Source organism: Phycisphaerae bacterium, assembly GCA_017999985.1.
Lineage (GTDB): Bacteria > Planctomycetota > Phycisphaerae > UBA1845 > Fen-1342 > JAGNKU01.
Genome location: JAGNKU010000017.1, coordinates 1 through 14681, shown reverse-complemented (window position 1 = coordinate 14681; position 14681 = coordinate 1). Strand labels below are relative to the sequence as shown.

Sequence of the window (14681 nt, the reverse complement as noted above, 5' to 3'; positions counted from 1 at the left end):
ATGAGAACGGTACAGGCCAGCAGGCTGAGCATGATGGCGGGTGTGGCCCTGGTGCTCGTGGTGGTGGGTCAGGCGGGGGCGCAGATCCCCGGCATCGGCTTCGAGGCCGCCGAGGGCTACGCGACCGGGACCCTCGTCGGGCAGCAGGGGTGGTACTACGGCGAAACCGGCGTGATGGTCGGGACGGTCATCAACACCGACAACGCCGGCGGTGGCGCCGGGCAATGCGTGGAGTTCACCAGCATCACGGGCGGCCGCATCCATTACCCGTTCCCGCCTGTCACGTTCGGCACGGGCGTGCTGGTGACCTTCGAGTACGACATGAAGGTCGTGAACGCGACGAGCATGACGAGCATGGATTTCCGCCCGCGCCTGCTCGACATTGCCAATGGCGAGACGAGCTTCATCGGCTTCATGTGCGGGCACAACTTCGAGCCGGCGGGGATCAACAACAGTTGGTACGGGTCCAAGAGTTCCAGCGGCCAGCCGCCGGGCTGGAACAACGAGGCGCAGGTGAATCCGAAGATGCTCAGTCCGCTGCCCGACGCGACGAGCTGGAACCACTACAAGTGGGTTGCCTATTTCGGCACCGGGCTGGGCGACGGCGTGGGCCGGCTTCTGTACGGCGAGCTCAACGGCGTGCGGTATCCGTGGATGAACGCCTATGTCGGCAGCCCGGTCACCAAGCTCGACCGGCTGCAGTTCCGCGGCGCCGCCGCAGCGGGCGTCACGGCGATCGTGCGGATCGACAACGTTGCGGTGACGGCGACGCCGTTTGCGCCCACGCCCCCCACGGCGGACGCCGGCCCGGACGCATCGTTTGCGTGTGGCGACGTGCCGACGATCGCGGCGGGCGGCTCGCCCGACACGGAACGCTGGGTCGTTCTGCCCGCGGGCGGTACGGAAGGCAACACGAGCGTGGCCAATGACCAGTCGTCGCCGGTCGCGCTGCCCAAGTGGTGCCAGGAAACGCGGACGTTCCAAGTCTACGCGGTCGACGCGGACGGCGTGTGGAGCACCGCGCCCGACACGGTGGATGTCACGGTCGGCGACTTCGGCTCCACGCAGTTCGCGTTCAACACGGTGACCGGGCCGGCCACCGGCGACTGGTTCTCCAATTCGCTCGCCTCGTCGGGCACGCACCTGTACTGGGTCAAAGGCCCCGGCGACTTCTATCGCACGACCACCGGCGGCACGTGGGAGACGCTGGCCACGCCGCCCGGGTACTTCTGGGACTGGGGCAACATGAGCGGCTCGCTGGCCTACGCGCCGACGCTGGGAACGCAGGGCAGCCTGCTGGCATACATCCGTACGAACGATGTCGGGCAACTGCTGGTCTATGACATTGCTTCCACCAACTGGTCCACGCACGCGAATGACAAGTTCGGTAACACTGGCTTTGTCGTGGCCGGCAACGACCTCTTCAGCAATGTGCACGCGTCGGATACCAACCAGGGCGGCGCGCTGGCGCAGATCGACCTCCTGGACCTGGATGCGCCGTACTGCACGCGCAGTTCGATCAAGACCAGCATGTTGGGCCAGAATTCGAACTGGTTCAGCCGTGTTGTCCAAATGGCGAACGTCGGCGGCATGATCTACGGCATCAAGAATGATTGGCAGACGAATCCGCCCGGGACCGGCGACCGCTTCTATCGCTTCGATCCGGCGGAGTACAGCCCAAACTTCTACATCGGTCCGAATTGGGATGACTGGACGGATCCACCGAATCTCACTCCGGCCGAGGACCTCGGCCCGCTCCCGATCGAGCCCGGCTACGGGTCGGCTGTCGTCACGCTTCCCCCGAACTGGAAGAGCCCGGTCATCGGCCCGCTGGGCGGCGTCTTCGTGCTCTTTGGGCGCAGCAATGCCGACCACGAAGGCTGGGGCGGCGTGACCGATCGGTACGGCGTCTACGACATCGCGCAGGACAAGTGGACGCTCGGCATCCTGCCCGCCTTCAGCAGCAGCGGCAGTGCGGCGTGCTTCCACAACGGCGAGGTCTGGATCAAGCAGGGCTGCTCAAACTCGACCAACCCCGACAGCGATCCAACCGCCACGTTCTGGGTAACGGGCGCCGTCATCCCGCCGATCAACAAGCCCGTCGCGGACGCCGGCCCGGATCAGGGTCCGCTGGCGCCGGGCATCGTGCAGCTCGACGGCACCGGCAGCTACGCGACCGCACCGGGCGCGAGCATCGCGAGCTGGACGTGGACGCGCGGCAGCCAGGTCATCGGCACCGGCCCGACGCCGCAGGTCATCCTGCCGCCCGGTCAGACCAGCAGTATCTCACTGGTGGTGCGTGACACGAACGGCGTGAACAGCGATCCGGACACGGTGCAGATCACGCTCGACGCGTGCGGTGCCCCGGAGGCCGGCTGGTTTAACGACTTCGACTCCACGGCCGGCGTCAGCGGCCCGTACCCCGTCTACATTCAGACCATTTACGGCAAGACTGGCGTGGCGATGGATGTGCAGGGCGCCAACGGCTACTACGGCCTGAACGTGCAGCCCGTGTGCCCGTTCGACGCCACCGGCGGTAAGCTCACCTTTACGCTCCGCAACGGTGGCACGGACCTGCCCAGCACGGTTGGCTGGTGGCTGCGCCTGTACACAGCCAACAACGGCTATCGCGGGTATCCGTTCAACGTGCCCAACGACGGCCAATGGTACACGCTCTCCGCGTGCATCGACGACCCGCACCCGGGTGAGCAGAACCCGGAATTCGATGCGACCCAGATCACCGGCTTCCGCATCGAGAGCGTAGTGTGGGGCGGCACGGCCAACTACACGATGGGCGTGGCGGACGTGACGTTCATCCAGCTCCCGCCGCCGACGGCGAACGCCGGCCCCGACCAGAGCGTCCCGGGCACGTGCGGTCAGCTCAAGGCGGTCCAACTGAACGGCACTGGCAGCATCAACGCCACCACCTACGCGTGGTTTGAAGGCTCCACGCAGCTCGCAACCGGCGCGACGCCGACCGTGCAGTTGCTGTCCGGTGTCCATTACATCACACTTAAGGTGCAGGGCGACGACCCGTGCGCCCGCGACACGGATGACGTGGTCGTGACAGTCGGTGGCGGCCTGCCGCTGCCGGTCGAGCTTGCGCTCGATACGCAGATCGATTACCCCGGCGTCGGCCCGGTGATCTATGAGCCGCTCGTCGGGGTCGACCCGCTAGACCCGTGGTGGTCAGGCTACTCCGAGGTCGCCTCGATCTACGTGGGCGAGGACATCTACGGGACGCCGACGACCTGGACGACCGGCTACATGCTGATCGGCGGCGGCTGGTACCACGGTCCGTGGATTCGGCTGCTGAAGACCTGCTACGGCACGGTGGATCTCTCGGGCGCGAACATGAATCTGCGTTTCGCGGCCCGTTATTTCCAGGATGCGTCGAACTGGAGCTGCGATCCCGAGGACCCGAACTGCGAGCCGAAGCCCTATCAGGATGCGCCGATCATGGTGACGCTGCGCGATGCGTACGGGCTGCGCGGCTGTATGGGCATCTGCTACGGGCCGAACTTCTACGACCCGACCATCGACGGGCAGCCGAACCCGCTGTATGGCCACCAGTATCCGGAGTGGCTCACCGTCGACGTCAACATCCAGCAGCAGCTCGCCGCGCACCCCGGCGTCGGCGATGACCTCAGCGATGACGGCTTCGACCTCAGCCGCGTGGCGCAGATCGAGTTCTTCGGCACCGACTGGGGCGGCATCGGCTTCGACGAGATCAACATCCGCGACCTGTGGATCGGGCAGTCGGCGCCGCCGGCCTGCTACGGTGACCTGGACTGCAGCGGGCAGGTCAACTTCGGCGACATCAACCCGTTCGTGCTGTACTTGTCCAACCACGCGACGTGGCTGGCCACGTACCCGGACTGCCCGCCGGCGAACGGTGACATCAACGGCGATGGCGTGTACCCGTCGTTTGGCGACATCAATCCGTTCGTGTCGCTGCTGACGATGAACCCGCTGCCGATCGACTGCCCGTAGCGGGCAATCGCGGCGACGGCGCCGTGAAGCTGCGCGCCGTCTGATCGACAGAATCGCTGGCACCCAGCCCGGGCCAAGTCAGGCACAGGGCTGGGTGCCGCTGTTTGCACGCCAAACGCGGCGGGCGTCGCTGATCGTGTCGAACCAGGGGGGAAGCGGATCATTTTGCGCGGCCTACTTGGCATCCTTCGTTATTGAGACATTGAAGCTGTCAGCCGGAGGAACGGCGTAACGAGGTCCACAGGTAACAAGGTGACAATGTGAGCGGCAACGGTGCACGATGCGGGCACGTGGGACATGCAACCCTCCATGGACAGGATAGCCGCGGAGGGCGCGGCGAACGCAGAGAGGGCCAGCACTGCTGAAAAAACGGAGTCGACAGTCGTCAGGTGTTGGTTTTCAATGCTCAGGCGGGAAGAAGCGATGTAGTGACGTAGCGACGTAGTGACGAAGGGGTTGGCGGGTTGGCCCGCCGCAGCGAACGGTGGGAGCGAGCATGAAGACCAAGGTTGGGCCGCTCGTGGGGCTTACGATCGGTGTGTCAGTGGTTGCCGCGCTGGTAGGGGCGTTCTTTGGCGGTGTCGCGGGGCAGATGTACGTGTCGGAGAGTGTTCGCGCCGAAGCGAAGCTCGCGTCCGCCGGAATGTGGTGGGGTGCCGGGTCCGGGTTCGTGGTCGGACTACTCTGGTGCCAGGCGATGATCGCGCGTGCGGTGCGGTTCGGCCCGAGAAAGCTCGGGCGGATTGGCGCGGTGTGCGGGCTGGTCGCCGGTGCGCTATCGACGTTAGTCCTACATATCGCCTTGGCGCGGGTGGCGGGACTCGGTGGTCTGGGCATGCTCGATTTTGGGATGGTGGTCGGCCTGCCGGCGGGGCTCGTCGTGGGCGCGATCTGCGGCAGCGTCTGCCGGGCAGCGGTCAGGCAAGCAGTCCGCGGAACGGAAAACGCGCGGTGGACCGAAGTCCCGGGCGAGAAACGGGGTGAAGCATGAGCAGTGAGACCCACGTTGCGCGTCGGTCCGTTGTCCTCTTTACGTGCATTGTGCTCGTCTTGGGCACGGTGACGGCGGGCTTCTTCGGGCTGTTCGCCGGGGCGGCTTACGGATTCATGGTCAGTTGGGACGCGCCGGTGTTTGGTGTGATTGGCCTGTGCTGCGGTGCTTTCGCCGGACTGCTCGCGGGCGTGGCTTGGTGTTGGGTGATGATCCGGAGGGCGCGGCGCTCGAGTGAACGCGGACTGGCCGGGCTCGGAGCCCTGGTCGGGTTTGGCGTCGGCGTACTCTCGACAATTCTCCTGCACGCGCTACTCATGTTCATGTCGAGTCATGCGGACGACATGGTGTTACTCATCGGATTGGGCTGCGGGGCCGTCGCCGGCCTGGCCGTCGGCGCGATTTGCGGCGCGTTGTTGCGCTGGTTCGCGCCGGCGGCGACGCCCCCTCCAGAGACACCGCCGGCGGTGCCGACTGGCGAGGACGAGGCCGGATGAGCATCGCCCGCACGTTGTTGGTGCTGCGGATGTTTGCCCGCATGGTCGGGCGGGTGCCGGCGCAGCACTTGTGGTACCTGCTCCGCCGGATGCGCAGCGAGAAGCCGCACCGGTTCGCGGGCCAGGTGCACATCAACACGTTCTTTCCGCCGTACCCGTCGCCGGCGTTCGACCGCTTCTGTCGGGCGGTCATCGAGCGGCGGCGTGTGCCGTACTCGACTTACCTGGCCGTGACGGGGCGCTGCCCGTTTCACTGTGCACATTGCAGCTACGCGGGGCGGACGAATGCTGAGATGTCCGCGGCGCAGATGCGCGATGTGGTGGCGCAGATCAAAGCCCTGGGCACCTGCACGCTGGGGCTCACCGGCGGGGAGCCGCTGCTCCGGGACGACCTGGAGGACCTGATCGGCGCCGCCGGACCAGAAATGACGACGGTCCTGTTCACGACCGGGCACACGCTGGATGCGGGGCGGGCGGCGCGCCTGGCCCACGCCGGTGTTGGGTGTGTCACGATCGGGCTGGAGAGCGCGGCCGCCGCGACGCATGATCGCGTGCGCGGCTGCTCCGGGTCGTTTGCTGAAGCGGTGGCCGCGGCGGATGCCTGTCGCGACGCGGGCATTTACCTTGCCATCTCGACGGTTGGGACACGAGAGAAGCTGGCCGGCGGCGACCTCGCAGCGTTGTACGCACTGGCACAGCGCTGGGGGGCCGGCGAGTTTCGCATCCTGACGCCGGTCGCGACGGGTGCGTGGCGGGGCTGTGCGGCCGCGACGCTGAATGCGGACGAACGGGGCGCGCTGGCGGACTTTCAGCGTGCGTACAATCGCCGGGCGACGGGGCCGGCGATTGCGGCGTTCGCGTACCTGGAGTCGGATGAAGTGTTTGGCTGCGGGGCGGGGTTTCACCATCTCTTCATCGACGCGGCCGGCGAGGTGTGCCCGTGCGATCTGACGCCGCTGAGCTTTGGCAGCGTTGTGACCGAGCCGCTGCTCAGCATCTGGAACCGCATGGGCGCGTTCTTCCCGGTGCCACGCCGGGGCTGCTTGATGAACGCTGTTGGCCCGCTGCTGAATGAAGCAGGCGGACCGCTGCCACTGCCGCGCGCGGAGAGCGAGCGGATCTGCGGGGCGTGTCACCCACAGGGGCCGTTGCCTGAGGGATACCGGCGGTTGCTGAGAGCGGGGGAGCAGTTCAAGAACCCAGGATGAGCATATCCAGGGTGGCGGCGATGCCGACCAGCAAGAGCTGGCCGTAGATCGCCATGCGAGCGTGCAGTTGCGGCAGGCAGGCGGCCCAGACACCGAGGCCGATCGGCAGCGGGACGAGGATCGCGTAGACCCAGCCACAGCCGAGGAACGCCGGCCCGAGCAGTGCCAGCGCGCCGGCCACGATCGCGGCGCGCGCTACGCGCAACGCGAACTGCGGGCGGCGCTGGATCCACGACGGGACGCGTGTGATGAGCTTGTCACCCTGTGTGTCGCGGATGTCCTTGAGCGTCTCGTAGCCGAAGCAGGTGAGAAATAGCCAGACGGGGAAGACGAAGAGCGTGCCGACGCGGCTGTTTTCCTGCAGGCCGGCCTGTGCAAACGCGAGCGGATAGAAGCTGATCATGAGCACGGCGACGGTCAGTTGCTTGCCGAGGCCCCAGTGCTTGGCCCGCAGGTTGTAGAGGATGAGCAGGCCGATGACGCCGAGGAGGGTAAGCTGGAATTGCCAGCGACACGCGAGTCCGAATGCCAGGCCGCCGCAGAATAGACCGAGTGCCAAGAACAGCGCGGTGCGGCGCCGAACGTGGCCGGACGGGATCGGGCGCTGCGGCATGTTGATGGCGTCGATGCGCCAATCGCAGACGTCGTTGAGCACGTAGCCGCCCGCGATGACCAGCGCCAGGGCGAACGTGGCGCAGAGTACGCCGACCCACTGGGTGCCGATGCTGCTGCCGAGCAGGTACCAGAGCGTCAGCGTCAGGATGGTTGACATCGGCAGAGCGTAGTAGAGACGGCACAGGCGTAGCAGGGCGATCATCGTTTCTGCCCCACGGCGGCCAGGTAGCGGTGCGTGACGGGGATGCCGGCGTCTCCGTGGCAGCGTTCTTCGAGCAGGTGAGCGAACCGCGCGAAGATGGCCGCGCGGTGGTGCTCGTCGGCGGCGAACTCGAAGCCGGCGGCGGCGCCGGTGGCGGTCAGACGCGCGATCGCGGCGTCGCCGGTGGGTACGCGGTAGGTCTTGGCGCCATCCCAGGCGGACAGTACCGCGAGACCGGCGGCGCGCATCAGGAGTGTGAGGCACCAGCTACCCGGCAGGAAGCGCACCTGCATCGCATGCACGAGCGTGTGCGGCTGCTCGGCGAATGCCAGGACGGAGGTCCAGAGCACGCCGGCGAGCGAGAAAAGCGAATTGTCGATGATCCCGAGCTTTCCGCCAGGGCGCAGCACGCGGGCCGCCGCGCGGATGATGCGCCACGGGTGCGTGTAGCCGAGGCCCCAGGCGCAGGTGATGATGTCGAAGCTGTGGCGCGGGCAAGTGTGCAAGTAGTCGGTCGCGTCGGCCTGGATGAACGTGCAGCGGGTGCCGAACTGCGCGCGGGCCTGCGCGAGCATTCCCGCGGAGGCGTCCACGCCCTGTACGCGTGTGTCGGTCTGGCGCGCCAGTTCGTTGGTCACGTGGCCGGTGCCGCAGGTGAGATCGAGGCACTCCGCGCCGTGCCACGGAGCGAGCCGCGCGAGCAGCTCATCAGAGAAACCGCGCATGTGGTCGGTCCAGGCCTGGTCGTAGCCGCACGCGACGCGGTCGTAGCTCTGCCGGACCAACTCCGCGGTGCGACGCGGCGGTCGCAGCAGCAAACGCGCCACGCGAGCACCCAGTGCAACCCATCTGCGCCTTGGCATGATGGTGCATTCTGGCGGCGCGCGGGTGACTGTGCCAGCGAAGGCCGCACACCGGGGAAGAGGAGGTGCTGGCGCCCCCGTTGAATTCGACCACCGGGGGGCTATGCTGCGGGGTGCGTGGCGTGACGGTAATGAGCGCCCACTTCGCGTGAAGCAGACCGTATGAATATTGTCGCCGCTGTATTTGCTGATTTTGTCACGGGGCCAGCGGGGAATGCTTCGGCCCTGTTGGCCACGGTGGGCGGACGCGGGATTCTGGCGCGGACCTTGTTGCGGGTAGCACGCATTGAGGGCGTCAGCGCGCGGTGTTTGTTTGTGCGGGCGCGGGATGGCGACGCCGCGGCGGCCGTGGTGCGCGACGCCGGCGTGGAGGACCGGATCGAGGTTCTGCCGCTGGATTCGTCGCCGCGGCCACGCCGGGCCTTGTTGACCGCGGCGCGGAAGTGGAACCTGGAATCGTGGCGTGGGGGGTTGGTGGGGTCGAGCTGGTTTGACGAGTTCATCGATCCGCAGGCGGCGGCGCTCGTGTTGGACCATTACCGCTGCGACGCGGTCCTGTGTATCGAGGGACATTCGCCGGTGCTGGATGTGCGAATCGCCACGGCGATGGTGGCGCACACACAGGCGACCGAGCACGAGGCGAAGATGGTCTTCACGCAAGCGCCGCCGGGGCTGGCGGGGGCGGTGATGCGGCGGGAGGCACTGCAGGACCTGCTGGAGTTCAACATCCCGGTGGGGCTGCTGCTGGCGTATCGGCCGGAGCTGGCCCAGGGCGATCCGATCACGCAGCCGGCGTGCTACGGCGTGCCGCGGCAGGTCGTGCAGACGGCGGCGCGGTTCACGGGCGATACGCGCCGCAGCCGGGAATTGCTCGACATGGCGCTGGCGGAGCTGGGTGAGGATGCAGACGCGGCGGCGCTGTGTGAATGGACCCAGGGTGTGGGGCATGACCGGGCGGGGGCGTTGCCGGTGGAGGTGGAGCTGGAGCTGACGACGGCCGATCCGTTGCCTGAAACGACGTTGCGGCCGCGGGGGGCGCGAGTGCCGCGGCGAGAGATCGCGGACTTGGCGGCAGTGCAGCGGCTGGCGGCGGAGTTGGCGCGGTACGATGATCGGCTGGTGTTTCTGGGCGGGCATGGTGATCCACTGCTGCATCCGCAGTTTGCGGAGGTGTGCCGAATCCTGCGGTCGGCGGGGGTGTATGGGATCGGGGTGGGGACGGCGCTCGCGGAGTTGACCGAGGAGCATGTGGCGGCACTGTTCGATAACACCGTGGACGTGGTCGAGGTGCGGATCGACGCTCACAGCCCGGAGACGTACCGGCGGGTGCATGGGGCGGATCTCTACGCGCAGGTCGTTGCGAATGTGGAACGCCTGGAAGCGTTGCGGCGAGAGCGGAAAGCCCCCGAGCCGCTGGTGGTTTGCAGTCTGACGCGGTGTGCCGCGACGATGGACGAGCTAGAGCGGTTTTACGACCACTGGATTCAGAAGGTGGGAAGCGCGGTGATCACGGGGTACAACGACTACGGCGGGCTGCTGCCGGCGGACACGTTGTTGCGGGCGACGCCGGACCTGAGGGAGCCTTGTCGGCGGCTGGCGACGCGGATGATGTTGCTGGCGGACGGGACAGTGGCTCTGTGTGGTCAGGATTGTGGGGGTGAGGTGCGGATGGGGAACTGGGTGACGGAGGGGGTGGGCGCGGCGTGGGGTGGGGCGCGGTTGGTGGCGGTGCGAGAGGCGCATCGGGGGCTGAATCTGGAATCGCTCCCGATTTGTGAGCGGTGTGCCGAGTGGAGTCGGACGTGAACATCCGATGTGTTTCAGCCGTATAACAAATGGCGAACTGGATGGATGAAGGGCGCAAAGCTCTTGCAAAGCCACGTGCAGGCCGATACGATAATAGTGGAGCATGTGGGCTGAGCGTGCTCTGTGAAACGCCATCGTTTTTCTCATCTCGTTCATACGCTTCATACTCAGCCGACAATTGGGTTGTGCGACTGAGGCCGCGTGCGGTTTATTTGGTACGCGCACGGCGTCCGCTGTACGTGCATCGTGCGCGCGGAATGAACGAGGTGAGTCATGGCTGAGACGATCAAGTGTGCCTGTTCGCACTGCGGAGCGAAGTATCGGCTCCCGGTCGAGGCACAGGGTCGGTCAGCGCGGTGCAAGCGGTGTGGCGAGCGCTTCGACATCCCGCAGAGCCAGAGCCTTGAGGATAGCATCCTCACTTGGCTGAGCTCGCCGGCGGATGAAGAAGAAGAGGACATGGCGCCCGCCAAGCCGAAGGTCATCAGCATGCCGGCTTCCGACCCGAACACGGAGTCGGTCGCCGGGCGCCGGCTGCGCGGCACGATCCGCATGAAGTCGCCGGACGCGAAGGAAGCGAAAGAAGGGACGGCCTGATCGGCGTAGCCCGGCGTGGGTTGCGCGGTGGGGTGTCGCGGGCGGGGGTTGTCGCTGTTCAATAGGTTGCGCGTACAATGCGGCCGCGAGTTTGACAGGCTGCCAGCGGACGGTTTGCGCGTGCGATCGGCGAATGTGACTATCATGCACTTGGTCACGTCCGATATGTCGGAGGTGCGGTGTCGCGCGCTGGAGGCGGTGTGGCGGGGCGTAGGGGAGGGGCATGCACGGACGATCATGCAGTTGGGGGCAGGGCCAGGTCCATCCGTGGATGCGCCGGTGGCGGCGCGCGTGCATGTGCCCGTGGCGCTGAGCGGCGTGCGACGGGCGGCGTTGCGACGTGTGCTGGCGCGGTGCGGGGCGGGCGGGGAGCCGGGTGTGATCATCCTGCACGCGTGGACGGCAGCGGCGGCAGAGTGGGGGTTGACGCTGGCGGCGACGCACCGGCCGGTGGTGCTGGAGGTCGACGCGGGGGACAAGCTGGAGCCGATCGCGCGGTGGGCGGCCAGGAGCACCTTGTCGCTGGTGTGCCGGTCGGCGACGACGCGCGCGCGGCTGCTGGGACTCGGGTTGCCGGCGGCGCGGTGCGCGCTCGTGCGCAGCGCGGTTGAACTGGCGCCGGAGGATGGCGGGCGGCGGGCGGCGGCGCGTGAACGGCTGGGATTGGCAGCGGGAGACGTGGCGGTCGCGGTGTTGCCGCCAGCGACGCGGGGGAGCGGGGCGTACGTGGGCGCGTGGGCGGCGTTGTTGCTCGAGAAAGTGCGGCCCGAGGTGCGGGTGATGTTGCCGGAAGGCGGACGTGAAGCGGCGCGTGTGCGGCGGCTGGTGCAGGCGTGCCGGCACGAGTGGATGGCGTGCCACGTGTCGCGTGTGATGGCGGTGGCGGACCTGGTGTGCGCAGCAGATCTCGGCGTGTATCTGCCGGCCGGGGACGCGCCGCAGGAGAGCGTGCTGGCGGCGATGGCGGCGGAGTGTCCGTTGGTGGTGTCGGATGTCCCGGCGATGCGGGAGCTACTCACGGCGGGGCGATCCGCGTGGTTCTGTGGGGCGAATGATCCGGAGGCGGCGGCACGCTGCATGCTGCGGGCGCTGGAATGTGATGAGCAGTCGCGGCGGCAGGCAGCGGAGGCGCGCGGAGTTGCCGCGGTGATCGGTGGGCGTGACCGCATGGTGCGGCAATACGCCGAGCTGTATGCAAACTTGGCTTCTCGGCGGCCGGCGGTGCGCGTGGCGGGGGCATATTAAGTCCAGCACAGTATAGTTGACACTCCTTGTGGTTTGGGGCATACAGAAGTTCCAGCACTTTGAAGTCATACCCCGGATTATTCATACGGCTCCGTGATTTGGTGTGGAGGGTGGCGCAACGGCGTCGGCGGGTGTCGTGCGCGGGTGGCGGACGTGGCGGGCGCAAAACACCCCCTACCCCCAACTGGCGAACCGGGTTGTACGGTGGTCAGAACGGCGCGGGCCACGGGGGGCGCCAGGCCCGAATCCGTTCACAGACATGCCGGAAGTAGTGCAGATACGGCCAGTGGGCCGGCACGCGCACCAGGATCCGGCGGGCCGACTGGAGCACCTGGCCGGCGACCTTGATCAGCAGCATCTGCCAGGTCGGCAGGTGGCCCTGATCGAATTGCGCGACGTGCTGTGACACCTTACGATGGCGCGGAACGACTGCATGTGCGCGTCACAGGCCATCCTGAGCAACCAATCTTCCCCGGAGGCGAAGGTCGCGCTGTTCCGCTCGCTCTTTCGGGGTCGCGATGATGTCTATCCGCGGCGTTTCGAGAGTCGCAAGACCGGTAAAACCGGTTATCAACCGGCGTGTGGCAACGAATGGGCACGGGGCCTGTGCGAGAAGCCCAGAATCAAATGCGCCGAATACCCGAACCGGCACTTCCTGCCCGTTACGGACGAGGCGATCCGCTGGCATCTTTCCGGCCGCGATAACAACGGTCGCGATTTCGTCATGGGCGTCTATCCGATGCTTCTGGATGAAAGTTGCTTCTTCCTGGCGGCCGATTTCGACAAGGCCCACTGGCGCGAGGATGTGACCGCGTTCCTGGAGACATGCCGCAGGATGAGCGTCCCAGCCGCTCTGGAAAGGTCGCGCTCTGGCGAGGGTGGGCATATCTGGCTGTTTTTCGACGAGGCTGTCCCGGCGGCCGTCGCCCGAAAGGTGGCTCTTCGGCAGAATTCGTGGGTTGCTAGTTGATGCTGGGGGAACCAGCTCCGCAGTTTCCCCCAGGCCCCGTCCTTGGGCTTCTTCCCCTCCGCGGTGAGGACGGCGGCGGGACAGCGCGGCCGGGCCGTCGCCGGGGAACGCGGCGAAGCGCGCGCTGGGCGTGGCCGGCCGGCGCGGGGGTTGCCGTAAACAACGCATCGTCCGGAGTTCCGGTAGGTTGGTGCTGGTGAAGGTACCAACCCGAGCGGAGCTGCCGAACGATGCGCGTCAAGACCGTCCTCAATCGCGTCCACCCCGTCAAGGGCTTCGTCTACGAAAAAGCCCGCCTCGTCGACGACGAGATCGAGATCACCGTGCGGCCGCATCGCCGCTCCCGCCCCGTCTGTGCCGGCTGCGGCCGCCGCGGACCGGGCTACGACACGCTGCCGGTGCGGCGGTTCGCGTTCGTCCCGCTGTGGGGCCTGGCCGTGTTCCTGCTCTACGCCCGCCGGCGGGTAGACTGCCCGCGCTGCGGCGTGACGGCCGAGCTTCTGCCCTGGGCGGACGGCAAGCACCACCTGACCACCGCCTACGCGGTCTTCTTGGCGCGCTGGGCCCGGCGGCTGAGCTGGCGCGAGGTGGCCGGCATCTTCCGCACCAGTTGGGAGAGCGTGTTCCGCGCCGTGGCCTGGGTGGTTGAATACGGCCTGGCGCACCGGGATTTGAGCGGGATTACGGCCATCGGCGTGGACGAGGTGCAGTTCCAGAAGGGCCACCGCTACCTGACCGTGGTCTACCAGATCGACAGCGCTTGCCGCCGATTGCTGTGGCTCGGGCCGGAACGTACGGCCAAGACGCTGCTGCGGTTCTTCCGCATGCTGGGTCGCGAACGGACGGCGGCGCTGCAATTCGTCTGCAGCGACATGTGGCAGCCGTACCTGAAGGTGATCGCCAAGAAGGCCGGGCAAGCCCTGCACATCTTGGACCGCTACCACATCGTCGCCCGGCTCAACAAGGCGATCGACGACGTGCGGGCGGCCGAGGCCAGCCTACCACTGAACCATCCGTGGCCCGCCTACTGGCGGTTTTCTGGCGGGTCGCATGTAACTAACCGCCTGAAACCGCATCCAACGGGAGCTAACTGCCTGAACGTGATCTTGACGGGTGGAGCGCAACCCTCGATAATGCCCGGCGTTGAGGTTTTTATCGCCTGCGGGCGTAATTCAGTGGTAGAATGCCAGCTTCCCAAGCTGGACGTCGTGGGTTCGAATCCCATCGCCCGCTTTTGACGTAAAGGACGCTGACGTCGCTAGTTGCGACGACCCGCCCGCAAGGCGGAGCGGCCGTAACCCGAGGCGCGATTCGTGTAGTGTACACGATCGCTTTTGGGAGACGGTCGTGACCGCGAAATCCCAACGGCTGCCCAAGTTCCGCATCCACAAGTTCACGCAGCAGGCGTACGTCGAGCTTTCCGGCCGGCGCTTTTACCTGGGCCTGCACCACACGCCCGAGGCCCGCCAGCGCTACAACGCGCTGGTCGCCGACTGGCTGGCCAACGGCCGCAAGCTCCGTGTCTCGCCGCAGGAGATCACCGTCAAGGAGCTGATCGCCCGCTACTGGCTGTTCGCCGAGAAGTACTACCGCGACCCCGACGGCAACGTGTCGCGCGAGCTCGACAACATCCGCGACGCGATGCGCCCGGTGAAGGAGCTGTACGGCGAAACGCTCGCGAAGGACTTCGGCCC

At 66.9% G+C, this 14681-nt stretch carries 12 protein-coding genes, 1 tRNA gene and 1 pseudogene; 11 read left to right on the top strand and 3 right to left on the bottom strand.

The window, feature by feature from the left end; all coding sequences use genetic code 11:
- The 4 genes from KA383_17925 (at position 1) to KA383_17910 (ending at position 6689) form a co-directional block, all read left to right on the top strand.
- A complete protein-coding gene (locus KA383_17925) occupies positions 1-3993 on the top strand; it encodes a PKD domain-containing protein (protein MBP7747996.1) in 3993 nt (1330 codons plus the stop codon).
- Positions 3994-4489: 496 nt separating this feature from the next.
- A complete protein-coding gene (locus tag KA383_17920; GenBank protein ID MBP7747995.1) occupies positions 4490-4984 on the top strand; it encodes a hypothetical protein in 495 nt (164 codons plus the stop codon).
- The gene (locus KA383_17915) at positions 4981-5481 is read left to right on the top strand and encodes a hypothetical protein (GenBank protein ID MBP7747994.1); all 501 of its coding nucleotides are present in this window, start codon (positions 4981-4983) and stop codon (positions 5479-5481) included. Before KA383_17920 ends, KA383_17915 begins: the two co-directional genes overlap by 4 nt.
- Positions 5478-6689, top strand: a complete 1212-nt coding sequence (locus tag KA383_17910; protein ID MBP7747993.1) for a radical SAM protein — start codon at positions 5478-5480, stop codon at positions 6687-6689. The genes KA383_17915 and KA383_17910 overlap by 4 nt, the downstream gene beginning before the upstream one ends.
- Here the strand turns inward: KA383_17910 and KA383_17905 are convergent.
- Together KA383_17905 and KA383_17900 are read right to left on the bottom strand one after the other, a co-directional pair.
- Complete coding sequence (locus KA383_17905) at positions 6673-7506, bottom strand: UbiA family prenyltransferase (GenBank protein ID MBP7747992.1); 834 nt, start codon at positions 7504-7506, stop codon at positions 6673-6675. The genes KA383_17910 and KA383_17905 overlap by 17 nt on opposite strands.
- The gene (locus KA383_17900; GenBank protein ID MBP7747991.1) at positions 7503-8333 is read right to left on the bottom strand and encodes a class I SAM-dependent methyltransferase; all 831 of its coding nucleotides are present in this window, start codon (positions 8331-8333) and stop codon (positions 7503-7505) included. Before KA383_17900 ends, KA383_17905 begins: the two co-directional genes overlap by 4 nt.
- 198 nt (positions 8334-8531) lie before the next feature.
- On the opposite strand from KA383_17900, the gene KA383_17895 reads away from it, so the two are divergent.
- The 3 genes from KA383_17895 (at position 8532) to KA383_17885 (ending at position 12017) form a co-directional block, all read left to right on the top strand.
- Positions 8532-10175, top strand: coding sequence for a radical SAM protein (locus KA383_17895; GenBank protein MBP7747990.1), 1644 nt, complete (start codon positions 8532-8534; stop codon positions 10173-10175).
- 273 nt (positions 10176-10448) lie between these two features.
- The gene (locus KA383_17890; protein ID MBP7747989.1) at positions 10449-10772 is read left to right on the top strand and encodes a hypothetical protein; all 324 of its coding nucleotides are present in this window, start codon (positions 10449-10451) and stop codon (positions 10770-10772) included.
- A 144-nt stretch (positions 10773-10916) separates the two neighbouring features.
- Positions 10917-12017 carry a glycosyltransferase gene (locus KA383_17885; GenBank protein ID MBP7747988.1) on the top strand — a complete coding sequence of 367 codons (1101 nt, stop codon included), beginning with the start codon at positions 10917-10919 and terminating at the stop codon, positions 12015-12017.
- 208 nt (positions 12018-12225) lie between these two features.
- Here the strand turns inward: KA383_17885 and KA383_17880 are convergent, their stop codons facing one another.
- Positions 12226-12426: a transposase gene (locus KA383_17880; protein MBP7747987.1), complete on the bottom strand. Its 201-nt coding sequence runs from the start codon at positions 12424-12426 to the stop codon at positions 12226-12228.
- 24 nt (positions 12427-12450) lie between these two features.
- Here KA383_17880 and KA383_17875 point away from each other — a divergent pair, with 24 nt between their 5' ends.
- From KA383_17875 to KA383_17860, 4 genes and pseudogenes are all read left to right on the top strand, one after another.
- Complete coding sequence (locus KA383_17875) at positions 12451-12987, top strand: hypothetical protein (GenBank protein MBP7747986.1); 537 nt, start codon at positions 12451-12453, stop codon at positions 12985-12987.
- Positions 12988-13217: 230 nt separating this feature from the next.
- Positions 13218-13982, top strand: a pseudogene (locus tag KA383_17870) (transposase).
- A 166-nt stretch (positions 13983-14148) separates the two neighbouring features.
- Positions 14149-14220: transfer RNA gene (locus KA383_17865), tRNA-Gly, on the top strand.
- Positions 14221-14334: 114 nt separating this feature from the next.
- Positions 14335-14681 (top strand): recombinase XerD (locus tag KA383_17860; GenBank protein MBP7747985.1); only part of this gene is annotated, 347 nt, incomplete at its 3' end.